This is a genomic window from Limosilactobacillus mucosae (genome assembly GCF_046939755.1).
GTDB classification, from domain to species: Bacteria; Bacillota; Bacilli; order Lactobacillales; family Lactobacillaceae; genus Limosilactobacillus; species Limosilactobacillus mucosae_A.
In genome coordinates this window covers 12,348-39,272 of the sequence record NZ_JBKZAY010000004.1, presented here as the reverse complement: position 1 = coordinate 39,272, position 26,925 = coordinate 12,348, and the positions used below count along the sequence as shown (strand labels likewise).

Below are 26,925 nucleotides of genomic sequence, written 5' to 3'. Positions count from 1 at the left end.
TTTATTGTAGCAAAGTTCGGTCATTTGCGCGGGCTGATCGTCAAAAAATTATCCTGCTTATTTTACTGGGGCCTTGAATAAGTCATTCAGCGCCTCAGACATGGTAGGATGCGTAAAGATCATGTCGCGCAGCGTTTCATATGGTAGCCCCGCCTTCATCGCTAGCGCAATCAGATTGATCGTTTCATGGGATTCAGCAGCATAAAGCGTCGCGCCCAGAATCCGATGCGTGTCGCGCTCAATAATTGCCTTATAGATTCCCCGCTGGTTCTCTAACACGCGCGCCTTAGGGATGGCCTTGACCGGCAGTTTGAAGACCAGATAGTCCTTACCGGCAGCTTGGGCTTGTCGCTCGTTGATCCCTACGTTTGCCAATGGCGGCGTCAAAAACGATGCGGTCGGCACGACGTTACGATCGGCAGTTGTTCGCTTACCTTCACCAAACAGCTGGTCTTTAACGATTCGAAAGTCGTCAAGCGAAATGTAGGTAAACATCGGCCCACCATTGACGTCACCTAAAGCCCAGACATCTGGCACCGTAGTCCGTAGCCGATCGTCAACTTGAATGGCATCGCGCTTGGTCAGGGCAATGTCGGTATTTTCTAGTCCCAGTCCATCGATGTTGGGACGGCGCCCAGCAGCTACCAGCACGATATCAAACTCGGTCTGCCGTTTTTGCCCAGCTTGTTGATAGGTTAATAAGACCTGCTGCCCGTTATCTGCCGCGCTGATTAATTCAGCATTCAGCTCAATCTTGATGCCGAGATTGGCAAGGTCGTTCGTTACCTCTGCCGCGACATCTGCATCTTCGCGACCCAAAAGCTGAGCATGATGATCAAGAATAGTTACCTCGCTGCCAAATGAATTAAACATTTCGGCAAATTCCAACCCAATATAGCCGCCGCCAATAATTGCCAAGCGTGCCGGCTTTTTGGCAAGTTCCATGGCTTCTTTAGAACTGACGATGCGCTCGCTGGGAATCAGTCCCGGAACTTTGGGCCAGACCGGCGTGGCGCCAGTATTGATAAAGACGCGTTCGGCGGCAACTTGTCGCGTAGTACCATCAGCCATGGCGACTTTTAGCTCATGGTTGCCGACAAAACTGGCCTGGCCATTCCATACCGTTGCCAACGGCTCATCCGCAACCAGGTGATAGTTCTTGTTCCGCAGCTGCTTGGTCATCATTCCTCGTTTGGCAACCGCGTCAGCAAACTCAAGATGACGCTGACCATTGATAATCATATTTTTGGATGGCAGACAGCCAACATTGATGCAGGTGCCGCCATACATCTGATCTGAACGCTCAATTAGCAGCACTTCTTCATCATGCTGCGCCAAGAACTTAGCCAGTGTCTTACCAGCCTTACCAAAGCCAATTACCACATTTTTAAATTTTTCCATTGCCGATCATCCTTTCGCCAATTCAAAATAATTGATGTTTTCGCTTACTATAAATAAGTGAACTTTAAAAAGCAATCAATCTGCTCAAAAATGACCAACAAAAAATGATGCCGGACCAGACTCTTATTAAAGAGTGGCTCAGCACCATTTCAGATCACCAATTAATTAAGATTAAGCTGCTTTAACCAGACATCCATCTGCGCGTCACTGTTTAAAACCGCGCCTGGCAAAACCTGAACGTCAGCATTATTTTCCTTAACGGTTCGTTCCAGGTAGCTTTGCGCGCGTTCAAAACCAGAACTGCCGGAAGTTGCAAATCCCACCAGTTGCTTGCCACTGAGCGGTAAATGATCAATCAGGTCAGCAATCAGACGCGGCGGAATCCCCCACCAGATTGGAAAGCCAATCAAGACCGTATCATAACTGCTAATGTCAGGCAGGTCGTCTTTAATCGCAACGCGGCTGGCATGCTGATGCTGTTCAATTGACGTGCGTGATTTTGGATCATGCCAGTCAAGATCGGCTACTGAATATGGCTTTGCGGCGTGAATCTCAAATAAATCCGCACCCAGCTTTTGTGCAACTTTTTCCGCGCGCTGCTTGGTCGTATTGGTAGCGGAAAAGTAAAATACTATCACTTTAGCCAAAATAATCATTCCTTTTATTTTGCTTACTTTTAGTATATTCCTAAGCGTCCAGACTTTAAAATGTTTATTTGGTATGCTGGTATGCTTTTTTTGCATGGTATCAGTAACCATCCATGTGCAGCAGTCTCAAAAGAAAGCGTTGGCTTGTGCACAAATCGCTTAACTGCCAGCCGAATCCTGATTTTTAAATCATTAATCATCTAACCAGCTTGATTAATCCTTCTTATCAAAAATGTGATTAAATTCACTATTAAGACATATTTAATTTTTAGTTCAAAAATAGTTCAAATATTCTCGCTATACTTTAGTCATAGTCGAAACAGCAATGACAAGGAGGTTTAATCTATGTACTCTAACTTATCTAAAGGTTTGATGGCTACTCCATTAGCTGCCGTTTTACCACAGACAGGTAATACCGTGAGCACGATTTTTGCCGCTGCCATTGGTATTTTGATGACGATCCTGGCCATAACGCTGATTGTGGTTGAGATCAAGAAGCGATCCTCTTAATCTTTAAAAAAGGAGGATCATCATGAAATTCAGCCCGGCATTGATCATTGCCATTACGGTATTTGCGCTCAGTATTTTGGCAATCGGCCGCATCTTAATTGGCTTGATTGTCTCAAATCTGCATCAGATCAACAGCCTTGATCGACAGCAGATCAGCCAAAAGCCAGCTGATCACCGTTTCTCTGTGATAATTCCCGCGTTTAACGAAGAAAAGTTTATTCGTCGGGGCGTTGAATCAGTCTTAAAGCAGACTTACCCTAATTTTGAGGTGATCGCGGTTGACGATGGCTCCAGTGATAAGACAGGGATGATTTTGGATCAATTAGCCAGACAACATCCCAAGCTGCGTGTCATCCATCAACATAATCAAGGCAAGTCGGTTGCAATCAATCATGCCTTAAAAAAATTTGCGACCGGTGATCTGATCATGGTACTTGATGCCGACTCCTATTTGACGCCAACCGCGCTGACAAACATGGCCTTGCGTTTTGATGATCCCAGATTATTGGGAGCCAGTGCGAACGTTCGCATTACGCGCCCCCATAATCTAGTGGAATACGTCCAAAAAGTCGAATACCTGCTTGGTTATCGGCTAAAGGGATCTGAGGAGCTTTTGGGAATCGAGTATATCATTGGCGGTGTTGGCTCAACTTTTCGCAAGTCAGCCATGCTGGAAGTTGGTGGCTATGACACTGATTCGATCACTGAAGACATCGACTTTACGATGAAGATGATCGCTCATTTTGGCAACAGCAATCGGCAATTTGGCTATGCCGATGACGTTATCGCCTATACGCCGCCAGTCAGCCGCTTTTCTCAGCTGCTTAAACAGCGCTACCGATGGAAACAAGGACGTTTTAAGGCTTTGTTCAAGCATCGCCGCGTAATTTTTAATCGTGATGCCAAGTACACTTTCTCACTCGCCTTTTGGAAACTGCCAAAAGTTTTCTTTGAAGAATTTTTAATGCTGATTGATCCACTGCTGCTGCTTTGGATTATCGGCATTATCCATCACTTTGCCGATTTCTCAACGATTTTCGCGATATTGGGCCTCTACTATCTCTTTGCAATGGCAACATTCATACCAGAAGAGCTTAAATTCTGGGAACGAATCCGGCTGATGACGGTCGCGCCACTAGCCTATCTGATTCTATACGTGATCAATATCGTTGACTGGATCTCGCTGATGCGCTGCTTGTTCAACATGAAGCGCATTGCCAACAATGAAGATAAAACGGCTAAATGGCAGCACGTTGATCGTTAAAAACGACTGACAAGCCAATAAAAGTCTCAAGTTCTGAATTTAATCAGAGCTTGAGACTTTTTTCACGTTTAATTTCTTTGATGACGCTGAATCGCCTTAACGATTTCAACAATCAAAACCATCAAAAGGCCAGCTCCAATTACGATACCCCATTGAACAAGATCTAATTCCGTGGTATGGAAAATCGGATTTAGAGTTGGAATGAAGATCGTACCGGCTAAAAGTAGCGTTGAACTTAGGATTGCCCAGTTAAAGTAGCGATTCTTAAATTCCCCCGTCTTAAAGATCGTTCCTTGCAACGACTTACAGTTGCAGGCGTGCAGCAACTGAATCAATCCTAAGGTAATGTAAGCCATCGTCAGTGCATCGGCATGAATCAGCGCGGCTCCCTGATGAACTGGGTATAAAATGCCTAATGCATAAACGCCCAGTGTCAGCAGCCCTTCCAAGATTCCTTGGTAGATAATATTAAAGCCGACGCCATGAGCCAAGAAGCTGCCTTGATTGCCCCGCGGCTGATGTTTCATAACATCGCCCTCAGCAGGTTCGACCCCTAACGCAATAGCAGGGAATGTATCAGTTACCAGATTGATCCATAAAATTTGCACCGGTGCCAGAATTGACCAGTTCATGATCGTCATGATTAAAAGCGTCAAGACTTCGCCAAGGTTGGCAGAAAGCAGATACTGGATCGCTTTTTGAATATTGGCAAAGACTTTGCGCCCTTCCTTGACCGCGGCAATGATCGTAGCAAAATTATCATCAGCCAATACGACGTCAGCCGCGTTTTTAGAAACCTCGGTCCCGGTAATTCCCATACCGACGCCGATATCAGCAGTCTTTAGAGCTGGGGCGTCATTCACGCCATCACCAGTCATGGCAACGACCTTGTCATGCGACTGCCAAGCTTTGACAATCCGAACCTTATGCTCAGGCGCAACTCGTGCATAAACCGAGTACTGTGCTACCTGATCCTTTAATTCCTGATCACTGAGCGCGTTAAGTTCCTGACCAGTAATCGCACCAGCTTCATCACCAGGCTCAATGATTCCCAGACGTTCAGCAATTGCCCGCGCCGTTGTCTTATGATCACCGGTAATCATTAATGGTCGAATCCCAGCCTCCTTAGCCTCTTGAATAGCAGCCTTGACTTCAGGACGCGGTGGATCAATCATCCCTGACAGCCCAATAAAGATCAGTGATTGTTCCACCAACGCCGGATCAGTACTTTGACATTCTTTTTCAGTTAATGGCCGGTATGCATAGCCAAGCACCCGCAATGCCTGTTTAGCTAAATGGTGATTGGTTTTAAGAATGCGTTCACGATCGTCATCGGTCAGTTCTCGCACCTGTTCGCCATCCAAAATGCGATCTGCCCGTGTCAGCAGTTCATCGACCGCCCCTTTTAGGTAGAGCGTTGGCTGCTTATCATTAACGGCTACTGACATCAATTTACGTTCCGAATCGAATGGCCATGAATTAAGGCGTGGATAGCGCTGCCTAAACTCATCGATATCAAGCCCTTTATCGATATAAAATTGCCACAGCGCCGTTTCGGTCGGATCGCCCAATAATTCTTTTTGACTGCCCCGCTCAGCATCATTAGCCAGAATCATTGCCTTGGTCAACGGCGAGTCAGCATCAACCTTAAAATCAGGTGCGGCCGTAACTTGACCGTTCAGCATCAGCTGTTCGATTGTCATCTGATTCTTGGTCAGGGTTCCAGTTTTATCGGAAGCGATGATTTCAGTAGCGCCCAGCGTTTCAACGGCCTGCAGCTTACGAATCAGCGCGTGCCGTTTAGCCATCGCTTGGGTTCCCAAAGCCAGCGTAATGGTAACGATGGCTGGCAGCCCTTCCGGAATTGCTGCAACAGCCAGCGAGATGGCGGTCAGCAGCATATCCAGCGGCGTCTCGCGCTTAGTCAGCATTCCCAGCGCGAAAATAATGACGGCGATTGCCAAAACCAGTACACTAAGAATTTTACTGAGATGGGTAATGTTGCGCTGCAATGGTGTTACAGTCTGTTCGGCACTGTTCAGCATCTGGGCGATCTTGCCAACTTCTGTATCCTTACCAGTAGCAACTACGACTGCCTCGGCTGTGCCCGCCGTCATACTGGTATTCATAAAGCCCATGTTATGCTGATCCCCTAGAGCAGCTGATTCGGCATCAATTACCGCCTCATCTTTGGTTACGGCAACTGATTCGCCAGTCAGCGCTGCTTCTTCGACTTTGACGTTTTGCGTCTTTAAGAAGCGAACGTCAGCGGGAATAATGTCCCCAGCTTCCAAAAGAATCACGTCGCCAACGACCAGCTCTTTACTGGAAAGCTGGGCAATCTGGCCATCTCGTCTGACGCGCGTGGTTGGTGTGCTCATTTTTTGCAGCGCATCAATGGCATTCTCGGCCTTAGTTTCCTGAAAGACTCCAAATGCAGCATTTAAAACTACAACTAGCAAAATAATAATCGTATCCGAAAGTTCACCAGCAAAAGCTGCGACAATTGCCGCGATAATTAAAATCAAAATCATCAGATCTTTAAACTGAGCGATGATTCTTTGCCAAAGCGTAATCTTTTTTCCTTGCGGCAATTCATTGGGACCATTTTTCTGCAGCCGCTCCATGGCCTCAGTTGTCAGCAGCCCTTGTGGCGTTGCCTTAAGTCGTTCCAAAACCTGCAAGGTGGTTTGACGATAAAATTGGTCTTTCATAGACGTTAAACCCCTCTCTGTATTTGATACTTCCTTTTTATAACAACTATTACAACACAAGCATAACATTTACCAAATTAATATGGTAGGGGTTACATTGGCGGATTTAGCAAAAAAGCATAGCGAAATATTCCAAAAATCTCACAGCCGGTTGTCAAAAAAGAAGCACCCTATTAAAATTAAACAAAAACGAAAATGAGGATGTTCCATTGACTAAACCTAAGATTGCATTTATCTGCACGCACAATTCATGCCGTAGCCAAATTGCCGAAGCGTTAGGAAAAAAACTTGCCGGGGATGTTTTTGAAAGTTATTCGGCAGGTACACAGATTAAAGATCAAATCAATCCAGATGCAGTGCGCTTGATGAAAAAAATCTATGGCATTGATATGGAAGCATCAGGACAATATAACAAGACGCTTGACGCATTGCCAACGGTTGATGGCATCGTTACCATGGGTTGCGGTGTAAAATGTCCCTATCTGCCGGCTAAATGGCGGGTTGATTGGGGGCTAAACGATCCAACTGGCCAAGCTGACGATGAGTTTATTAAAGTTATCAATCAAATTGAAAAAAATATTTTGATTCTCAAAAATAAGATTGAGCAAGGCGTTAACTACCCATAACGCCCTAATTCAAAATCAATTTTTACAAACGTCTTGACTAAGCTGCTTGGCTTGGTCAGGGCGTTTTATATTTTGCAGGTATTCAGAATCATTAAACTTTGCCACTTCAAAATCATCGGTTGTAAGCGCCGTCAACACGAGTGATTGATCAGTCTGGTTCGCTAAATGCTTAATTATCAGTGTTATTAGTTTAAGACTATTAACTTATGCTTTTTAATGCGTTAAGCTATGCCCAATCTTAAAAATCAATTTGAAAGCGAGGTAATTTATATGCAAGCAACTATTCCAACGGAGCAACGCAGTGAACGTAAGATTGCCAGCAACATTTTAAAAGGATCTTTGGGCAATATGATTGAATGGTTTGACTGGTATGTCTATGCCTCGTTCGCCATTTATTTCTCAGGGGCCTTTTTCCCAGCCAATAACCAAACAGCGGAACTTTTGGCAACTGCTGGTGTTTTTGCAATTGGCTTTTTCATGCGGCCGCTAGGATCATTCGTGATGGGCCGTTTTGCAGATCGGAAAGGTCGTCGCGCCGCATTGACGCTTTCGGTTTCAATTATGGCGGCCGGTTCATTGGTTATTGCGCTAGTCCCAACCTACGCACGAATCGGCATCTGGTCACCAGTTATCTTGATTGTGACGCGGCTGATCCAAGGCCTTTCATTAGGTGGTGAATATGGAACTTCAGCTACCTACATGTCGGAAATGGCATCACCAAATCGACGCGGCTTTTACTCATCATTTCAATACGTTACATTGATTGGCGGTCAACTGAGCGCGCTGCTTGTACAAATTGTTCTACAAGCTGTTTATACTGATCAACAACTGTACGACTTTGCCTGGCGAATCCCATTTGCTATTGGCGCGGCTGGTGCGATGATTGTTTTGTGGCTGCGACTCTCAATGGAGGAATCCGATCAGTTTAAGTCCAGTAATCGCAATAATCGTCAAGCTGGCACGCTGCGACTCTTAGCTCACTATCCAAAACAAGTGTTGACGGTCGTCGGGATGACGCTTGGCGGCACGATCAGTTTCTATACCTACACGACCTATCTGCAACAGTTTATGATCAACACGACCGGCCTTTCAAAGAAAACAGCGGCTATGATCAACTTCTTGGCATTGCTGGTCATGGTTATACTGCAGCCTTTGTTTGGTCACCTGTCAGATCGGATTGGTCGCAAGCCATTGCTGATTTTCTTTGGGATTGGCGGTACGCTGTGCACGGTTCCGCTATTTACGCTACTGGCTGGCGCGTCAACTGCCTGGGAAGCACTGTTATTGATGATTGTTGGGATCGTCATCGTTTCTGGCTATACCTCGATCAACGCCATTGTCAAGGCTGAGCTTTTCCCATCTGAGATTCGGGCATTGGGCGTGGGTATGCCTTATGGACTTACCGTTGCCCTGTTTGGCGGTACCGTTAACTACATTGCTTTATGGCTGCGTTCCATTCACCTCGAATCAGCTTTCTTCTGGTATGTATCCGGCGCGGTATTTATTTCATTATTAGTCTACGCCTTCGTACTCAAACCAGGGTCGTTGATTGATGAAGAAATGACCGAATCTACAACTACTGATTAAATTGTAAGCTTTGATTAAGGTTGCATGATTTTCAGCTGATTATAAACTAAAAGAGATCAACGAAATAATTGATCTCTTTTTTATTTTGTCCAGTTCAGCTATTCTTTTTCAGGCTTAAACGACAGCTTGATCTTACCACCCAGTGTATTGCTAAGCTTTTGCAGATCAACCAGGCTGACGGTTTCAGCCTTGGCATCTTCCAAAGCATTAAGTTCAGCCAATGGGACACCGGCTGCATGACTTAAAGTTTCGCGGGTCCATCCCTTAGCTTGGCGCAATTTGATGATGCGATAGGCTAGCTTGGCAGCCGGATCTAATTTAACGGCTTCTTCCAGTGGCTTTTGATGCGTGGCAGCATAAATCAGGTTCGTCATCTTCTTTTTAGTCAGACCGCCCTTGACATGACGGGCAAAGAAATCAAGGTTGTCTTGACCGATTTTCTCGCCCAGGTCATTAGTTAATTTATGCATTGCTTGGTAAGAGTCATAGGAGTTGTCCTTCAATTCTTCAAAACGGGCTTCCAGTCGTTTACGGATGTCTTTTTTCTTCATGTCCAGTTTCCTCTCTGAATTAATTAAGCTATAGGATATCACTTCAGCAAGCCTTTGTAAGCGGTTTATTGAAGCTGGTTTTAAAAATCTCATGCCCACTGACATGAGATTCCTTAACCACTGAGGGCTAACTTGCCCCTGCCAAACAATTGAGCTTGGCAATCGCGGAGGTGAGGAATCGAACCTCACTGCTGGGAGCATTGCCAATAACAGCGTTTAGACCGGCACTCCGCAAATCGGTAAATTCATGAATTATCTGTCGCTGCTTTTAGGCTTTGCGACATCAATAGAATTCACCAAAGCTTCAAAAAGTATCTTAACGCATCCAAATATTTTTGTCAAACAGACGTTCGCAAAAAATATTAAAACTCCTCGCTCCATTCTTGAAGCAGGGAGTTTTCACAAAACGACTTTGGCTTGCTGATTTAGTTCGCTGATGTCGGCAGATTCAAAAAACTAACAATCTCTTCAGCAATGACAGCTGGACTCAACCCATCCGTTTTGATTGTCAAATCGGCACAGGCGTCGTAATTAACTTGACGCTGGGCCTGCAGATCGGCAATCCCCTTCTCGTCTAAAGACTTAGCCAATGGCCGGCCACTGTCACCGCCAATCCGCCGCAGCGTTTCTGTCGCGCTGGCTTTCAAAAGAACTACCGGTGTCGACGTATTTTTAAGTATGGTCAGGTTGTCAGGACGCATTGGCGTACCGCCACCAGTTGCCAAAATGCCCTGATCAGATTTGATAATGTCAGCTAGTGTATCATGTTCTAATTGACGAAAATATTCCTCGCCATTTTGGGCAAAAATATCAGGAATCGTCATACCAGCACGACGAACGATTTCATCATCCAAATCAGTAACGGGAGCATTCAGCATCTTACCCAGCATTCGACTGATCGTGGTTTTGCCACTCCCCATAAATCCTATCAAAATCAGTTCCATCTTGCTTCCTCCTAATGATCGAGTCGTTCACGATCGGCCTTGGCTTTTGAAAAGACGGCAAAGAGCTTTTCTTGGTCATCGTCAGCAATTGCCTGGCGTAGTAATTGCAGTTCATTTAGGTATTCGTCAAGCTGATGAACGATCAGCTCGCGGTTGTTGTGCATAATCGCGCTCCACATGGTCGGATCCGATTTGGCAATTCTGGTCGTTGACTTAAAGCCCCCCGCGGCCAAAGTCAAAAGTTCAGGATGATTTTTAAAAGTGGCTGCCGTTTGGGCAACCAAAGCTGTCGCAATCACGTGTGGAACATGACTAAGCTGGGCTACGATTTTATCGTGCTGACGCGCATGAATCAAGTACCAATTGACGTTTAGGCCGCTTAAAAGATCTTTGAGTTCGGCAATTCCTCTTGAGCCGCTGGTTGGAATCAAGAAGTAGTAGGCATCTTTAAAAAGATCGATTCGCCCAGCTTGAATGCCCGATTCATGCGATCCGGCCATTGGATGTCCCCCGATAAAGACATCACCACGCTCAATCAGTGGTTGAGCAGCATCGATAATCGTCTGCTTGGTACTGCCAACATCGGTAATGACCACTCCCGGCTTTAGTTCTAATTGTGCCAGATCATGCAGGTCTTTGACAATTGCCGATACGGGTCCGGCAAGAATAATAAAATCAGCCTGATCAGCTTGGTATAGATTGGTTCCCGCATCATCAATCAATCCCTGCTCAATGGCAAAATCCAGCGTTGCCGTGGAGATATCGCTGCCCACGATACGATATTGAGGATGTTTTTGGCGAATTGCCCGAATCAGCGTGCTGCCGATTAGACCCAAACCTTTGACAAAGACCGTCGTCATGCCTGACCGCCTCCTAAAAGCTTTTGCAGATCCTGGAAAAACTTAGGGTATGAAACACTGACTGCATCCGCATGCGCGAGCCGCAGCGGTTGGGGAGCCTTTAATGCCGCAATCGCGTCCATCATACCAATGCGATGATCACCATAGCTATCAAGCTGATCATCATTAATTGCCCATTCATTTCTTCCCTCAATGATCATACCGTCTGCAAGCTCTTCAACTTGAACGCCTAATTTACGCAGCTCAGCAACTACGGTTTGAATTCGATCCGTTTCTTTTACCCGCAGCTCTTCTGCTCCCCGAATCGAGCTGGTTCCATCCGCGCAAGCCGCCAACAGCGCAACCAACGGCAACTCGTCAATTACGGCTGGAATATCTTCAGCCTCGATTTGAATCGGCTTAAGCTGACTGGTGGCAATCGTAATATTGCCCAACGGCTCGCCCTTAGTTGGTAGTGCTTCGATCTGTAGGTCAGCGCCCATTTTCTGCAACACGTCGATAATTCCAGTTCGAGTTGGATTTAGATTCACCCGTTCCAACTTAATCTTTGAATCAGGAACGATTGCCCCGGCTGTCAAGAAAAAGGCAGCCGAAGAAATGTCACCTGGCACCTCGACCGTTTGCCCTGTCAACTCCGGCTGTGGCATAACATGAATCGTTTTTTGATCGGCTGCCGTTTCAATTTCGGCGCCAAATTGCCGCAGCATGATTTCGGTATGATTTCTGGTTGGCAGTTTTTCAATAATGGTTGATGGCGTGTCGGCCTGCAATGCGGCAAAAATCAATGCGCTTTTGACCTGCGCGCTGGCCACTTTCATTTGATAATTCGTGCCATGCAGCTTTTGACCATAAATCACTGCCGGCAGCGTCCCGGCATCCGTTAGCTCAACCTGAGCCCCAAAATGACTTAATGGCTCACTAACCCGTTTCATCGGGCGTTTTTGCAATGAGGCATCTCCAAAAAGTCGCGTCTCAAAGTCACGGCCTGCTAAAATCCCCATCAACAAGCGGGTAGTCGTGCCAGAATTCCCCATATCGAGAGGCTGTGCCGGCTTGTTTAGCGCATCGATTCCATTGCCGTGAATAACAACGGTCCCCCCATCACGTTCGCTTTTAACGCCCATATCATTAAAAGCCTTTAAAGTCGACAGACAATCATCGCCATCCAAAAAATGATGAATTACCGTTTCTCCCTTACTGATTGCTCCCAGCATGACCGCGCGATGTGAAATACTTTTATCGCCAGGTACCGTCAATGATCCATGAAGTCCGTGTGGGGCCGAGGCAAGTTCTTTCATGACGTTTCCTCCTTTAGTATTCGCGCATTTCCTGACGCCAAGCGGCCACTTCAGCCTGTAGACGTTCCAGGCTGGAAGCTTCAAACGCATCCGTAATTGCCTTGGCCAGCTCGATGGCAACGACATTTTCAACGACCAAAGATGCCGGCACGATCGCGGTCGTATCAGAACGCTCAACATTGGCCTTAACTGGTTCATGACTGGTAACGTCAACGGTCTGTAACGGTTTGTATAAAGTTGGAATTGGCTTCATGGCCGCGTTGATGATAATTGGCATGCCATTGGTCATCCCGCCTTCAAAACCGCCCAAGTGATTACTCAAACGTGAGTAGCCGGTTTCTTGATTCCAACTGATTTCATCCATTACCTGACTGCCCAGCCGGACTGCATTTTCAAATCCGTCACCAATCGAGACTCCCTTCATGGCATTGACGCCCATTACGGCAGCTGCCAGCTTGCCATCTAATTTGGTGTCCCAACTGACGTGACTGCCTAAGCCAGCTGGTACGTTTTCGGCAACAACACGAATTACACCGCCCAATGTGTCGCCATTGCGCTTGGTTTGGTCAATCAATTGATGAATCGCCTCAACTTTGGTGTTGTCAATGATTCTTAAGTCATTTTGGGCAATCAGCATTTCAATTGCCTTGACGTTATCAGGTTGTTTGCCGCGAGCATCGATAAAGCCAACCTGCTGTACGTAGCCGATGATTGAAATATCCAACGCGTTCAACAGTTGCTCGCAGATATTGCCGACTGCCACGCGCATAGCGGTTTCCCGCGCTGATGATCGTTCCAAAACGTTGCGCAGATCATGATGCCGGTACTTCATGCCACCAACCAGATCCGCGTGCCCGGGCCGTGGATGGTTCACCTTGCGCACGGTATTTTCTGGCGTAGCTGGAGATGTTGGATTCATGATTTCCGACCAATGTGCATGATCGCGGTTTTTGACTGTCAATGCAATTGGTGAGCCTAGTGTTACGCCATGACGGACGCCACCAACAATTTCAACCGTATCATGTTCAATTTTTTGACGGTTGCCGCGTCCGTAGCCTCCTTGGCGAGCAGCCAGCGCCTGGTTGATTTGATCCACATCCAAGTGCAGGCCTGCTGGGATACCTTCTAAGATTCCGGTCAGCTGTGGTCCATGCGATTCACCGGCAGTCAAGTAGTTCATAAATGTTCCTCTTTTCTAATTTTCCCGTTCCGTATTCAGCGTCTTAAACTTTTATTACTCCAGCTTTTTAGCTTCGTCCATAATCGTTTGGAAAATAGCCTGGATAGCTGGCTTTAATGACTGATCCGTGACCTGTCCTCCAAGGCGATTTAAAACCGCCTGTTCTCGTTTCTCGTCTCTTATTGGTAGCTTGGCAGCCTGCTTGACCATCCCGACTTCTTTAACAATGGCGAATCGCTGCTCAAGCAATTGCACCAGCTTTTCGTCAACGATATTGATCTGATCACGCAGCGCATTTAATTGTTGATTCTCCATCAGTTATCCTTTCTTTTCAGCCAGCAGCACGATGGCGGCTACCAAAATCCCGATTCCTGCCATCACCAGATCGCCAGCCATGACCGCGGCCATGCTAATGTCTGAAAGCACACCCGTAATGATCGGTACCGTAAATGAGGCAATGCTGCCGAAGAAGTAGAAGATACCGGTAATCATACCACGGTGGGTTGGGTAAAGTTTCATAAAAATCGTCAGGCCAGTCTGCATAATCCCGCTAGCGGCGCTAAGTCCAAAAGTAAATGAAGCAATCTGCATCAAAAGCGACTGTTCGCTTTGCATGATCACCAGCAATGATACCAAGGCAATCATATTGACGACCAATAGCAGATGCGATTCCTTGACATTGTGTCCCAGCAAGGCAAACAGCACCAAGACGCCGGTAATTGAACCGATACTGTATAGTGAAAGTAAGAAGTGAGCAGCACCATTTGACATGTGCAGCGTCTGTTGCGCAAACATCGTGATCCACTGCGTAAACCAAATCATTAAGGCCATTGAAGAGTAACCGTAAACAATCAAAGCGCCAGTCATGATTTTTTTAGCAGTTCCATTAATTTTGGCATCCTGTTCATGCACCGCATCACCATTGGCTTGGTTGGCAACTGGAAACTTCAGCGGCAAAATCAGACAGAAATTGATAATCAGCAAAGCCACCATCGCCATGAAACTCCAGCCAAACCACATTCCTTGATTAGCCAGAATCGTAACCAGAATTGGCAAGATGAATTCACCAACGGAAACGAAGGCCTTGATTAAAATCGTGTAGGCTCCGTTACCGCCGTTCATTTCCACGAAAGTCGTGTAAGTACCAGCATCCAATGATGAGTTGGCAACCCCTGCCAGAATCGCAAAGGCGTAAGCCAGACCAATGTTTTTGGTAAGCGGCATGCCAAGGGCAAACGCCGCGTAACAAAACATCCCTACCTCAACGAAAAACTTACGACTGATCTTATCCGACAGAAACCCAGTTATCAAGTATGAGATCAAGCGCCCAATGCCGATTCCTGAAATTACGAAGGAAACGATTTTAATCGGCTGATGCCAAGCAGCTCCTAAGCTATTCATGTTTTGGGCTAAAATGATCATCCCCATTCCATGAATCAGGTAGTTAAGGTATAGGCTAACGGAAAGTCGTTGTTTAGCCACTGTATTGACTTGATTTTTTGCAATGTCCATAAGTAATCCCCCTTAGTTAGGTATTAAAAAAGTCAGCCAGTTTCGAGACGCCTGCCTCATCAATCCAGCTGACCTTCTGCACAATACTTTTATGAAGGGATGTACTTAAGGTTGGTTATTTAAAGAAGAAGTGAACTTCGTCTTTGCTGGATTTAGAGATGCCCGGCAAAGACGCGCCAAAATGCGACTCTGCTCAAGCGCTGAACGTCTTGCGTTCGTGCTTGAGCAGCACGAACGCTAAACGAAAGCATAATAAGCAAAGTCGAAATAAAACGCTTGTCGATTTTGGCATTGAAGTTTCATAATTGCTTCCCCTTTCAATAATTGGTTGTTAACATTAAAACACTCTAATCTTATCTCGTCAACCTTTAATTATAAAAAAGATTAATTATTTTTAATTCCCTGATATTTTAGCCTTTTTGTACAAAAAATGATAGTTCAATTCTCATTTTTAACTAATCAATTACCTGAACGCCTTCCGTATCAGGTTCGATTTCCAATAATGGATCACTAAGGCCTGCCTGTAAGAGCAGCTGCTTAAATCGTGGAATTCCTTGTTTATCAATAATCGTCATAACAGTTGGCCCAGCACCGCTTAAATAGGTTGCCAACGCCCCAGCTTCATGTCCAATTTCGCGAATCTTGGCTAGCTCCGGTACCAGTTTGGCGCGCGGCTGCTCATGAAACTCGTCGGCCTCCATCAATTCACCAACCAGATCATAGCGATTGGCAAACAGTCCGGCTACCAAGACGTTAGCAATCGCGCTGCCATGCGTTGCCTGTTTGAGCGTCATGCTGTCTGGCAGTACGGCTCGAGCATCGGCGGTTTTTAGATTATACGAAGGAATGTAGACTGCCAGCGCGTAAGGCAGCAATGGCGCTTTAATGGCGTCAAAATGACCATTGACATTAGTACCAATCACCAATCCCCCCAAAATTGCTGGCGCTACGTTATCTGGATGCCCTTCAATCTCACAGGCAATTGCTACTTTTTCATCATTGCTCATTTGCAGCTGACCAAGCGTATTGGCTAATTCAATTCCGGCTACGATAGCACTGGAACTGCTGCCCAAACCATGAGCAACTGGAATTGCCGACTGCATTTTCAAGTGATGCGGTGCCAGATCCGGTTTGATTTTTAAGGCAGTATCAATGATCATATTGGATTCATCATGCGGCAGATCTTTAAAATCATGATCAATCACCCACTTATCGCTTGGTTCCAACACGTCCAGCGTTAAATAAAGTGACACTGCCATGCCGATTGAATCAAATCCTGGACCCAGATTGGCACTGGAAGCTGGCACTTTAATCTGCATAATCATTCCCCCTAGTTTTCCAAAACCTTGTAAGCCGCATTCAGCTTAATCGAGTCAGCATTATGCAGCTGATGTTTAAGCTCAGTCAATTGACTTTGCGACAGCTCATGCGTAATGACGGCAACATGAGCAATTCCTTCATCTTTGATTGGCGCCTGTACGATCTGGCTGAAGCTGGCTTTAACATCCGCCATGATCTTAGTAAATTTAAGCATTTGACCGGAAACGTCCGGCATCGTGAGCGAAAGATAGTATGGGTAGGAAACATCGTCCGGATCTGCCGGTACATACTCATTTTGATAAGTATTGAACGCATGGCCGCTAGTACCCATGATCAGATTCTTGACTTCTGAAGTAATATCACTCAAAACACTGTTGGCAGTTGGCAATCCACCAGCACCTGGCCCATAAAACAGCGTATCCCCAACGGCCTTACCGGTAACCATAACGGCATTGAACTCATTGTTGATCGTTGCCAATGGATGATCTTCCGGCACCAAGGTTGGCGCAACATCAACAAAAACACCACCATTGATAACCTTGGCTGAACCGACCAGCTTGATAACATAGCCGAGCGATTCAGCTTGACTGACATCAAAAGCATTTAAAGTGTCGATTCCTTCAGTCTTAAAGTCATCAATCTTAAGCTGCGTCCCAAAAGCAAAATAGCTCAAAATGATCATCTTATAGGCCGCGTCTTTACCAGTGACGTCATTGGTCGGATCTGCTTCAGCAAAACCAAGCTCTTGCGCCTTCTTTAGTGCCTCATCATATGTCCAGTGCTTTTGGTTCATCTGGGTCAAAATATAGTTGGTCGTACCATTAACGATCCCTTTAACCTCTAGAATGTTGTCGGCTGCAAAGCTGTTAACAATCGTACGCAGGATTGGAATCCCCCCAGCTACACTGGCTTCATACATCAAGTCACAGTGATTCTCGTAAGCTAAAGCGGCTAGTTCCGGACCGTATGAAGCAATCAAGTCTTTGTTTGCAGTTACAACGCTTTTATGTGCCTTTAACAGACGCTCGATATATTCTTTGGCAGGATGAATTCCCCCAATCAGCTCAACGACGATTTGAATCTCATTATCATTAAGCACTTCTTCAAATTCAGTTGTTAGTTTGATGTCAGCAGCTGCATTTTGGTGCTTTTCTGGATGACGAACCACAACTGTTTTAACTGACAGTTCACGACCAATAATATTGCGAATCTTACTCTCGTTGTTTTCAATCATTTCTAAAACACCAGAGCCGACCGTACCCAGCCCCAGCATTCCCAGTTTGACAGTTTCCATAGCGCTACTCCATTCTCTATAGTTTTTAATTAAATTTTCATATTTATGATTGTAACATGGACTATCCATAGGCTACAATATTTAAAAGAATTCTACCAAACCACTACTGTATTTAAGAATGGAGGATCACAATGAACTATCGCAGTACGCGTGGTAATGTTAAAGATGCATTAAAATCAAGCGATGCCGTTGTCCAGGGACTAGCTCCCGATGGCGGACTATATGTTCCGGTTGAATTTCCCAAGCCAGAGTATGATCTAGAGAAATTAATCCAGCTGCCCTATCAGCAACTGGCAAAGACGATCCTGCAATGGTTTTTTAACGACTATCCTGATGAACAGCTGGCAGATGGTACAACCAAGGCCTACGATGGTCAATGGGACGACTCGGCAATTGCACCATTAAGCCGAAAAAAAGCCGGCTTCAACTATCTGGAGCTTTATCATGGCCCAACTCTAGCTTTCAAGGATATTGCCCTGCAGATGCTGCCACAGTTAATGACGAAAGCAATCAAGCTCAATGGTGTTGATCGCGATATCGTAATTCTGACTGCTACTTCTGGTGATACCGGTACGGCCTCAATGCGTGGCTTTTCCAATGTTGATGGCACGCAGGTAATCGTGTTTTATCCTGATGGCGGCGTTAGTCCAGTTCAGTTAAAGCAAATGCTTGGCCAGCCGGGACAAAACCTTACCGCCGTAGCTGTTAAGGGTAATTTTGACGATGCCCAGACTGAAGTTAAGCATATCTTTAACGACCATACCTTTAACCAGCGCTTGATTGACAATGGCTACCAGTTTTCTTCCGCCAACTCAATGAACATTGGTCGGCTGATCCCACAGGTTGTCTACTACTTTGGCGCTTATGGTCAACTGGTGGAACAAGGCCAGATTAAACTTGGTGATGCAATCAACTTCACCGTGCCAACTGGGAACTTCGGCGACATTCTGGCTGGCTGGTACGCAAAAAAACTTGGCTTGCCTGTCAATAAGCTGATCTGTGCTTCAAATGAAAACAACGTCTTGACGGATTTCTTCACAACTGGTAAATATGATCGTCGGCGTGACTTTCATCTCACTTCCGCGCCTGCTATGGATATCCTGGTTTCCAGCAATCTGGAACGGCTTTTGTTTGACGTTTATGATGGGGATGCCGCCAGCGTTAAGGACTTAATGGAACGGCTGCAAAATGATGGCTGGTATCAGATTACTTCTGCTGCTAAAGAAAAGCTGGATCAAGCGTTTGCATCTGGTTACGCTACGCAGAGTCAAGTCGCGGGCGAGATTAAATATGTCTATGAAACCAGCGGCTATTTGATTGATCCGCATACCGCCGTAGGTTCATTTGTGGCCCGTCAATATCAAAACAACAGCCATGACGCGACGCCAATGGTGATTGTCTCAACAGCCAGCCCATACAAGTTCCCCGAAACCGTCTACCATGCGCTGACTGGTCGCGATACTGACCAGCAAGGATTGCCGGCTATCAAGCAGCTGCATGATCTGGTTGGTGGAGAACTGACTGCCGGCGTCAAGGAGCTGTTTGATCATCAGCCACGTCAAGAATCAGTAATCGCACCAGATGAAATGGAAAAATTGATTGCCCAGATCTTGAAATTGAAATAAACGTTTGCCCTGATTGGAGTTATCTTCAATTGGGGCTTTTTATTGTCGCTGTAATCTATAACATTATCAAAGCTATTGTCACTGGGCAGTTTATCAATTAAGCCTCGTCAATTGCCCAATTAGATTGTTCGCTTGCGGGTATTATGCAAAAAAAACAATCAACACATGAAGAAAAGATCATTCCCTACTTTTAGCTGAAAGGCAGTAATAAGTAAGGAATTTACCTCCCTAATCCGATTTAACGCACGATTTGCTTCAAAAAGTTCCCGTTCTTCGCATTTCTGATTGGCGTCAATATGGTTGAACTTTAGTTGATGTCTGAGGTATGTTTGTTTTTTAGTTAAGGTAAATTTTCACTGTTATATATATGTATAAGAAGACCCTACTCAATTAAAGTCTTACTGCGTTGTAATATTAAAAGCGCCATCAAGCTGATTACTTAATGACGCTTAATCATTGATCCTAGCTATTTTTCCGACTTGGCTAGCTTGGCAATTGCCTGGATTGTTTGACGATCTTTGGCAGTGCCGTAAAACTCAGCTTCTCGTCTGGCATTCAATTGATTTACCAGTTCTCTGATCTCGTGGTTTTGAGCCAGCTTGCGCGTTGGCAGTGGAATAAATGCATTCGCGGCAATGATAGCCATTACCACTCCAACAATCCGCGCGCCATAAAACGAAACGTTCAAAAACAGAATCGTTACCGCGGCCACGGCGAACATCACCGTGTTAAAGTATAGCGGCCAGTGCGGATTGTGCCGCTGCTTTTGTCCCAGATTAAAATGCAGATCATATTTTTCACAGGCCAGCTTGGCATAAGAATTCATCTTGTTCCAATAAAATGCCAAACCCACCAGTGCGAGCATTCCAATCAGATTCATCAAACTGGTGCCAACCACACTGCGAATTCCCCAAAGGATCATGCCGGTAATCAAAGTTGCCGCGTACCCCGCCATAAAGGGATGACGGACAGAAAATTTTCGCATTTTAGTGCCTCCCGCTTTTAATTACCTTTATTATAAAGCCCTTTCATTTTTTGAGCAAGCGTTTGCACAAAATGGCATCATTTTTATTTTAACTTAAATTAATTTAGTAAATCAGCTTGACAAATTAAAAATCTATTTCTAAAATGAGTTTGTATTTAAATAATGAAAAGTTAGTGAGAATAGTAGCCGCTTTTTCTAATCTTAGCGAGCGTGGTCTGGTGCAAGCACGCATTGGCAGAAGTGGTGAAATGAACTCATTGTCAAATGGGACGGGTGCAAGCTACGTTCCCGGCCGATTACCGTTATCAATCGTGGAGGTCATTGTTACAATGGCAAACCAAGGTGGTACAGCGCGCAAAACGCCCTTGAGCAGTTAGCTCAGGGGCGTTTTTATTATGAAAGGATGACAAAACAATGCGAATCAATGCCGAAGATGAACGTAAATACATTCAAACCGTTTTTGATAAATTAGGCTTTAGAAAAGAGGATGGCGCCTTAATTGCTGATACGCTGGTTGATGCTGACCTGCGGGGAATTTCCTCACATGGGATCCAAAGACTATACTGGTATCGCAGCATGATCAATGACGGCATCATCGTCCCCCAGAATCATGCCAAGATTTTAAAAGAGCTGCCCGGCGCCGTTTTAGTCGATGCCAACCAAAACATGGGTCATCTGGCAGCCAGTCTGGCAATGGACAAAGTAATTGAAAAAGCCAAACAAATTGGGGTCGGCATTGGCGTTGTTCGCAATTCTAACCACTTTGGCATTGCCGGTTATTACGTTCGCAAGGCGCTTGATGCGGGTCTGTCCGGAATTGCTTTGACCAACACGCGGCCATTGGTAGTGCCAACCAATGCCACTGAAGCATTCCTAGGATCGAACGCCTTTGCTTTCGGCTTCCCCGCCTCGCCACATCCATTTGTTTTTGATGGAGCTACATCCGTAGTTGCTGGCGGTAAGATTCAGCTGGCTGACAAAAAAGGTATTGAGCTGCCAGGTAACTGGGTCGTTGATAAGAATCGTCAAGTCGTCAAGGATCCTAAAGAAGCTGAAAGCATCTTGGCAACCGCGGCCTTTGAAGAAGATCAAAAAGGCGGCGGTCTCTTGACGCTGGGTGGCAGTGAGGTCAACTCCAACTACAAGGGCATGGGCAACTCCATCGTCGTTGAGATTCTAACTGGTATTTTAGCCCAAGGTTCCATTTCAGCTGATACCAACACGGGTAAACACGACTTCAGCCAGTTTGTCTTTGCTTTTGATCCGGCCTTCTTCGGTGATGTTGAAACGCTTAAGGCCAACGCAACCAGCATGCTTGACCGGATCCGCCATCTTAATCATGTTCCTGGCAAGACGATTTGGGTCCCAGGTGATCGTGAATACAAGAACTATGCCAATAACCAAAAACAAGGCGTTGACATTGATGCCAAGACGATTGAACAAATGCAGGAAATCGCCGCTGATCTGCACATTGAAATGCCGGCAGCGGTTTAATATGGGAATAAATCAAAAGTCGCCACGGAGTTTTTTCCGTGACGGCTTTTATTAATTAATTCTGATTTTACGGCCAATCATCAAGCTACCTTGTTTTTCGCAGAATTGCCCGTGCGACTGCCATCCCACCAGCCTCGTTGAGATGCAGATGATCCCCAAAATCAAAAGCTTCTTTGAGACCGCCTTTATCATCAAGCAGCAGCGGATCCAGATCAACGACCCATGCAAACTTTTTCAGTTCTTCGTTAATTGATAAACGGCGCTGCTGAGCATCAAGCAGCATACTGGTCTGCTCCTCATCCACTCGGGGCGAAAATGGCGGAATCGTCGTTAAAATCAACGGACACTGACGCTCATCCAAGATGCGTTTTAATTGATTGACCCCAGCTACATATTGACTCGGCGTTACCAGTTCATGAGCCGACTGAGCGTCAATCAAAGGTAATACCAAATCATTGCTGCCAATCAAGGCCATTACTGGATGCGGAAATGAATAGACTGGTTGCGTAACCCTTTTTAACAGGGCCTGACCAAACGTTTGATAAAGCGGACCGTCTTGTGGAGCATCATGCATCAGCCGATTGCCGGAGATTCCCGTATTGACTACCACGCCCTGTCCTAAAAGCTGCTTAATCAGTCCAGTCTCAATCATCCCCGTTTCGGCCAAGGAATCACCCGTCAGCTCAATAATTGGCGTTTTTTCAGCTGTCCAGACCTCTAGGCAGCTTATGCAAAACCAGCCTTTGCGTGCCTGCCAGTTATGCGGCAAATGCGGCGTGGCATTTACGGCACCAGCCATGATGGCATTATAAAACGTTTCGTCATAAACACAGCTAAAATCAGCATAGGTCTGCTTTTGTGCCGTCCGCACCCTAAAATAAAGCGGCTGGCCAGCCGTGACTTTAAACGGCAGCGCGTCCGTGTGCACCGCCCCGTTGCCAACAATGGCGATTCGTTTTTGTTGACCGCGCGTAATCAGTTTCGCGTTGCGCATCCTTTCATCATGACTGACGGCCAACTCATCAAAAAACAGCGTTGTTTTACTAAACCGATTTTGCAAAACCAAACGCAAGCCCGCACCGCTTACTTGAGGCGTAATCTTGATCAATTGGGTCAGTTCCTTCATTTTAAATGGCAGCGCGCTAAAATCATGCGTCAAGCGGCTGCTGGCAATCTGCCATCCCATCTGGTCATCTTCTTTCTGTCTACCCGATAAAAAAGGCCGACGCTTTAACACGCCGGTCTTTTACCTGCTGACCAATGACTGCTGAATTAGCGTTCAAAGTTGTTGAAAAGCAGTCGTTTGGTGCTGGAAATTTTAATGTTGCTTGGTCAGCAGATTGATGACTGCCTGGGGATCAATCCCAACAAAATAGCGTTTCAAATCAATCTTTGCCAACGTCTGCTGCATGGCATCCTGATCATATGGCTGACCAATTAATGCGTTTTGGATATCCGCTACATCACCAGTACCAAAGAAGTCGCCATAGATCTTAACATCATTAATCTTGCCGTCTTCAACCAGGAAACGAGCATCAATGGTTCCGCCATCGAAATGCTGCCGTTTTTTGACCGAGAACTTTGGTGACTTGCCATATACCCAGTCCCAATTGTCATAGTAGCGTTTTTCCAACTCAGAAATCGCTGCTTCATCTTCAGGCGTCAGCTGATATTCAAACTGTTTGGCCTCCTCGATCGAATCGACATGCCAGATACGTTTGATTAATTCATCTCTAAACTGCTGCGTCGTCAGATTCTGAAACTCAGGCTTGAGATATGGCTTAACGTTGGTAACGCGCGCCCGCACTGATTTAATGCCTTTTGACTCAATTTTATCTTTTGGGACGTGCAATGCAGAAGCAACCGCGCTGGTATCAACGTCATACATCAACGTCCCATGCGAGAACGTGCGGCCATTGCGGGTATACATGGCATTGCCAGAGAACTTCTTGCCATCAATCACGATATCGTTGCGACCAGTAGTTTCAGCCCCAGTTGCGCCCATGTCATGCAGTGCATCAACAATTGGCTTAACCAGGTCCTTAAAGTCGCCGAATCGAATCTCATCGGCAGGAACGACAAAGCTAAAGCACATGTTGCCCAGATCCTGATACATCGCGCCGCCACCCGACAGACGCCGTGTAATCGTAATATTATGTTCCCGACAATACTCGGCGTTGATTTCTTCCATCGTGTTTTGATTGCGTCCCACGATAATGCAAGGCTTTTCGATATAAAACAGCATGAATGGCAGCTTCATCTTGTCGCTGTTCATCAGATACTGCTCGGTTGCCAGATTGCGACGGATATCCTCACTAGGCATTGCTAAATATTGCATTCGACACCACTGTTCCCTTCATCCAATTTAAATATTGGTTGGCATTCCAAGGCCGACATCTGCAGCATCCATCAAGGTTTCTGAAAGAGTTGGGTGCGGATGAATCGTCAATGCAATGTCATCAATCTCATTTCCTGATTCGATTGCCAAAGTCAGCTCGCTGATCAGATCAGAAGCATCCGGCCCCACGATCTGAGCACCAACCATGACATGCGTGTCCTTCATAAATACCAGCCGAACAAAGCCTTCCGTTGCCTTCATCGAGACAGCCCGACCGTTAGCCATGAATGGGAACTTGGCAGTCTTGACGTCCAATCCCTTTTCTTTAGCCTGGGCTTCAGTCAGACCAGTCGTGGCAATTTCGTTGTCCAGGTAGCAGACCGCTGGCATTGCATGGTAGTCGACGGTTGTTGGCTTGCCAGAGATTGCTTCGGCTGCAACCTTGCCTTCATAGCTGGCCTTATGTGCCAAAGCTGCTCCGGCAACGATATCGCCAATCGCGAAGATATTCTTGACGCTGGTCCGACCCTGGGCATCTACTTCAATTAAGCCGCGTTTGTCAAGCTTGATACCGGCTTGTTCAAGGCCCATGTCTTTAGTGTTGGGACGCCGACCAACCGAAACAACTACATAATCGGCATCTACAGTGTGTTCTTGGTCACCAACGGCGTAGGTAACCTTGACGCCATCTGCGGTTTGTTCAGCCTGCTTGGCCATCGCATTGGTAATTACGTCAATTCCCTTGGCCTTAAAGTCTTTGAGTGCAACCTTGACCAGGTCTGGCTCATAGTTGCCCAGAATTGACTTGGTGCCTTCCAGAATCGTAACGTGGGCACCAAAGTTGGCATAAGCATTGGCCAGTTCGCTGCCAATGTAGCCGCCGCCAATGATGACCAATTCTTTTGGCACTTCCTTTAATGCCAATGCACCCGTTGAATCCAGAACGCGGCCTTCAAACTTAAAGCCAGGAATCTCAATTGGATGACTACCCATTGCCAGAATCAAATGCTTGAACGTATAGGTTTGACCATGCTGACCGCTGATAACCCGCAGACTGTGATCATTTTTAAGGTAGGCCGTTCCGTTGATTACATCAATCTTGTGTTCCTTGAACAAGAAGCCAACCCCATTGGTCATACGCTTAACGACGCTGTTCTTAAATGCCTGAACCTTTTGAAAATCGAGCTTGGCATCAGCAACCTCAATGCCTTGATCGGCTGAATTTTTGGCAGTTTGGTAGTTATGACCAACCTGAATCAAGGCTTTTGATGGGATACAGCCGACATTTAAGCAGACCCCACCAAGATAGGTACTTTCAACAACGGCAACCTTTTGTCCCATTTCTGCAGCGTGAATGGCAGCGACATAACCGCCAGGGCCCGCACCAACAACAATGGTATCCAAATCAATTGCAAAATCACCAACAACCATGTCTGATCACCCTTCCATCAATAACAGTTCTGGATCACTCAATAATTCCTTGAGCCGGTTCATTGCCCGTTGTGCCGTACCACCATCAATTACTCGGTGATCGCAAGCCAGCGACAGCTTCAAGACCTTAGCAACCTTAACTTCGTGATCTTCAACGACAGGTTCTTCAACGATGCGTCCCATACCCAGGATGGCTACTTCTGGCCAGTTGATGATTGGCGTAAAGAAGCCGCCGCCAATTGAGCCAATATTAGTGATCGACATGCCAGTGTGGCTCATGTCATCGCCAGAGAGCTTGCCTTCTTTAGCCTTTTCAGTATTGGCACTGATTTGACGTGCAATATCAAACAGACTCATCGAATCAGCGTGCTTAACGTTTGGAACGAACAGACCACGATCAGTATCAGTAGCGATGCCGACATTGATGTAGTCACGGTAGACGATCTTCTGGTTTGCCATGTCCACCATTGAGTTAAAGATTGGGTATTCCTTCATAATTACAGCCAGTGCCTTGGTCAGGTATGCCATAAACGTCAAGTGAACGCCATGCTCTTTAGCCAGTTCCTTGTACTTCTTACGATGGTCCCAAAGCTTGTCAACGACCACGTCATCAAAGACATGGATCATTGGAATCTGCTGTACGGAACGAATCATTGCCTTGGCGGTAGCTTTGCGAACTGGTGTCATCTTCTCGTCGTGCAATGGCCATTCATCGGAGCCCTTCGGCAGTGCTGGCTGTTCAATGGCAACCGCACCTGCCGTCTGAGGAGCTTCTTGTTTGGCAGCTGGGGCAGCCTTGGTACCACCAGCCAAGAAGGCATCAACGTCAGCCTTTAAAATCTGACCGTGATGACCGGTTCCGGCAATCTGGGCCAGATCAGCACCCTTTTCACGTGCATAGCGACGTACGGCTGGCATTGCCAATACCGGCAGCGAATGATCGGCAGCTGCTGGGGCCGCCGTTGGGGCTGGAGCTGCTGGGGCAGGATTTGATGCAGCAGGAGCAGCGCTGGTCTCAGGGGCGGCACTTTCCTCTGGCGCATCACTGGCGTCGTTTTTCGCTTCGGCACTGTCATCAACATTGCCTTGCCCTTCAGCAACTTCAAATTCAATCAGGACTTGACCGACCGTAACGTCGTCGCCCTTTTCAAAATTGATCTTGGTTACCTTGCCGTCAACTGGTGATGGAATTTCAGAGGTTGACTTGTCGTTTTCAATTTCAACCATATCGGCGTCCTTTTGAATGGTGTCGCCAACCTTAACATGCCATTCGCCAATCGTGCCTTCTGCCATCCCTTCACCAAGTTCTGGCATTTTGAATTCATATTTGCTCATTGATCTTCC

23 protein-coding genes are annotated in these 26,925 nt (G+C 46.3%); 6 read left to right on the top strand and 17 right to left on the bottom strand.

Annotated elements, in window-relative coordinates:
* Positions 1-57: 57 nt before the first annotated feature.
* Together ACLUWI_RS02505 and ACLUWI_RS02500 are read right to left on the bottom strand one after the other, a co-directional pair.
* Positions 58-1,401 carry an FAD-dependent oxidoreductase gene (locus tag ACLUWI_RS02505; RefSeq protein WP_412146025.1) on the bottom strand — a complete coding sequence of 448 codons (1,344 nt, stop codon included), beginning with the start codon at positions 1,399-1,401 and terminating at the stop codon, positions 58-60.
* A gap of 161 nt (positions 1,402-1,562) precedes the next feature.
* Positions 1,563-2,048 carry a flavodoxin gene (locus ACLUWI_RS02500; protein ID WP_412146024.1) on the bottom strand — a complete coding sequence of 162 codons (486 nt, stop codon included), beginning with the start codon at positions 2,046-2,048 and terminating at the stop codon, positions 1,563-1,565.
* A 345-nt stretch (positions 2,049-2,393) separates the two neighbouring features.
* On the opposite strand from ACLUWI_RS02500, the gene ACLUWI_RS02495 reads away from it, so the two are divergent.
* On the top strand, positions 2,394-2,558 hold the full coding sequence (locus ACLUWI_RS02495; RefSeq protein WP_080890476.1) for an LPXTG cell wall anchor domain-containing protein: 165 nt from the start codon (positions 2,394-2,396) through the stop codon (positions 2,556-2,558).
* Positions 2,559-2,580: 22 nt separating this feature from the next.
* The gene (locus ACLUWI_RS02490; protein ID WP_412146023.1) at positions 2,581-3,822 is read left to right on the top strand and encodes a glycosyltransferase family 2 protein; all 1,242 of its coding nucleotides are present in this window, start codon (positions 2,581-2,583) and stop codon (positions 3,820-3,822) included.
* Positions 3,823-3,890: 68 nt separating this feature from the next.
* Here ACLUWI_RS02490 and ACLUWI_RS02485 read toward each other — a convergent pair whose 3' ends face one another.
* Positions 3,891-6,536, bottom strand: coding sequence for a cation-translocating P-type ATPase (locus ACLUWI_RS02485; protein WP_412146022.1), 2,646 nt, complete (start codon positions 6,534-6,536; stop codon positions 3,891-3,893).
* 209 nt (positions 6,537-6,745) lie between these two features.
* Between ACLUWI_RS02485 and ACLUWI_RS02480 the strand changes: the two genes are divergently transcribed.
* Positions 6,746-7,162, top strand: coding sequence for an arsenate reductase ArsC (locus ACLUWI_RS02480; RefSeq protein ID WP_412146021.1), 417 nt, complete (start codon positions 6,746-6,748; stop codon positions 7,160-7,162).
* Positions 7,163-7,432: 270 nt separating this feature from the next.
* Positions 7,433-8,749: an MFS transporter gene (locus ACLUWI_RS02475; protein WP_412146020.1), complete on the top strand. Its 1,317-nt coding sequence runs from the start codon at positions 7,433-7,435 to the stop codon at positions 8,747-8,749.
* Between the two features lie 98 nt (positions 8,750-8,847).
* Here ACLUWI_RS02475 and ACLUWI_RS02470 read toward each other — a convergent pair whose 3' ends face one another.
* The 9 genes from ACLUWI_RS02470 to ACLUWI_RS02430 form a co-directional block, all read right to left on the bottom strand.
* On the bottom strand, positions 8,848-9,300 hold the full coding sequence (locus tag ACLUWI_RS02470) for a helix-turn-helix domain-containing protein (protein ID WP_272217469.1): 453 nt from the start codon (positions 9,298-9,300) through the stop codon (positions 8,848-8,850).
* A 425-nt stretch (positions 9,301-9,725) separates the two neighbouring features.
* Entirely contained in the window at positions 9,726-10,244 is a 519-nt protein-coding gene (locus ACLUWI_RS02465; protein WP_412146019.1) for a shikimate kinase, read from the bottom strand.
* An 11-nt stretch (positions 10,245-10,255) separates the two neighbouring features.
* Positions 10,256-11,104, bottom strand: a complete 849-nt coding sequence (locus ACLUWI_RS02460; protein ID WP_412146018.1) for a prephenate dehydrogenase — start codon at positions 11,102-11,104, stop codon at positions 10,256-10,258.
* A complete protein-coding gene (gene aroA, locus ACLUWI_RS02455) occupies positions 11,101-12,402 on the bottom strand; it encodes a 3-phosphoshikimate 1-carboxyvinyltransferase (protein ID WP_412146017.1) in 1,302 nt (433 codons plus the stop codon). Before aroA ends, ACLUWI_RS02460 begins: the two co-directional genes overlap by 4 nt.
* 13 nt (positions 12,403-12,415) lie before the next feature.
* Positions 12,416-13,582: a chorismate synthase gene (aroC, locus tag ACLUWI_RS02450; protein WP_412146016.1), complete on the bottom strand. Its 1,167-nt coding sequence runs from the start codon at positions 13,580-13,582 to the stop codon at positions 12,416-12,418.
* Between the two features lie 54 nt (positions 13,583-13,636).
* Positions 13,637-13,897, bottom strand: coding sequence for a chorismate mutase (locus ACLUWI_RS02445; RefSeq protein ID WP_412146015.1), 261 nt, complete (start codon positions 13,895-13,897; stop codon positions 13,637-13,639).
* 3 nt (positions 13,898-13,900) lie between these two features.
* Positions 13,901-15,094, bottom strand: coding sequence for an MFS transporter (locus ACLUWI_RS02440; protein WP_412146014.1), 1,194 nt, complete (start codon positions 15,092-15,094; stop codon positions 13,901-13,903).
* Positions 15,095-15,549: 455 nt separating this feature from the next.
* Positions 15,550-16,413 (bottom strand): homoserine kinase, encoded by an 864-nt coding sequence (thrB, locus tag ACLUWI_RS02435; protein ID WP_412146013.1) that lies wholly within the window; start codon positions 16,411-16,413, stop codon positions 15,550-15,552.
* Positions 16,414-16,424: 11 nt separating this feature from the next.
* Positions 16,425-17,708: a homoserine dehydrogenase gene (locus ACLUWI_RS02430; protein ID WP_412146012.1), complete on the bottom strand. Its 1,284-nt coding sequence runs from the start codon at positions 17,706-17,708 to the stop codon at positions 16,425-16,427.
* A 131-nt stretch (positions 17,709-17,839) separates the two neighbouring features.
* Here ACLUWI_RS02430 and thrC point away from each other — a divergent pair, with 131 nt between their 5' ends.
* Complete coding sequence (gene thrC, locus ACLUWI_RS02425) at positions 17,840-19,333, top strand: threonine synthase (RefSeq protein WP_412146011.1); 1,494 nt, start codon at positions 17,840-17,842, stop codon at positions 19,331-19,333.
* A 466-nt stretch (positions 19,334-19,799) separates the two neighbouring features.
* On the opposite strand, the gene ACLUWI_RS02420 is transcribed toward thrC, so the two are convergent.
* Positions 19,800-20,318, bottom strand: a complete 519-nt coding sequence (locus ACLUWI_RS02420; protein ID WP_412146010.1) for a hypothetical protein — start codon at positions 20,316-20,318, stop codon at positions 19,800-19,802.
* Positions 20,319-20,732: 414 nt separating this feature from the next.
* On the opposite strand from ACLUWI_RS02420, the gene ACLUWI_RS02415 reads away from it, so the two are divergent.
* Positions 20,733-21,812 (top strand): Ldh family oxidoreductase, encoded by a 1,080-nt coding sequence (locus tag ACLUWI_RS02415; protein ID WP_412146009.1) that lies wholly within the window; start codon positions 20,733-20,735, stop codon positions 21,810-21,812.
* Positions 21,813-21,897: 85 nt separating this feature from the next.
* On the opposite strand, the gene ACLUWI_RS02410 is transcribed toward ACLUWI_RS02415, so the two are convergent.
* The 4 genes from ACLUWI_RS02410 to ACLUWI_RS02395 form a co-directional block, all read right to left on the bottom strand.
* The gene (locus tag ACLUWI_RS02410; RefSeq protein ID WP_412146008.1) at positions 21,898-22,998 is read right to left on the bottom strand and encodes a GDSL-type esterase/lipase family protein; all 1,101 of its coding nucleotides are present in this window, start codon (positions 22,996-22,998) and stop codon (positions 21,898-21,900) included.
* Between the two features lie 132 nt (positions 22,999-23,130).
* The gene (locus ACLUWI_RS02405; protein WP_412146007.1) at positions 23,131-24,150 is read right to left on the bottom strand and encodes a lipoate--protein ligase; all 1,020 of its coding nucleotides are present in this window, start codon (positions 24,148-24,150) and stop codon (positions 23,131-23,133) included.
* A gap of 27 nt (positions 24,151-24,177) precedes the next feature.
* Positions 24,178-25,581, bottom strand: a complete 1,404-nt coding sequence (gene lpdA / locus ACLUWI_RS02400) for a dihydrolipoyl dehydrogenase (protein ID WP_412146006.1) — start codon at positions 25,579-25,581, stop codon at positions 24,178-24,180.
* Between the two features lie 6 nt (positions 25,582-25,587).
* On the bottom strand, positions 25,588-26,916 hold the full coding sequence (locus tag ACLUWI_RS02395) for a dihydrolipoamide acetyltransferase family protein (protein WP_412146005.1): 1,329 nt from the start codon (positions 26,914-26,916) through the stop codon (positions 25,588-25,590).
* Positions 26,917-26,925 lie beyond the last annotated feature (9 nt).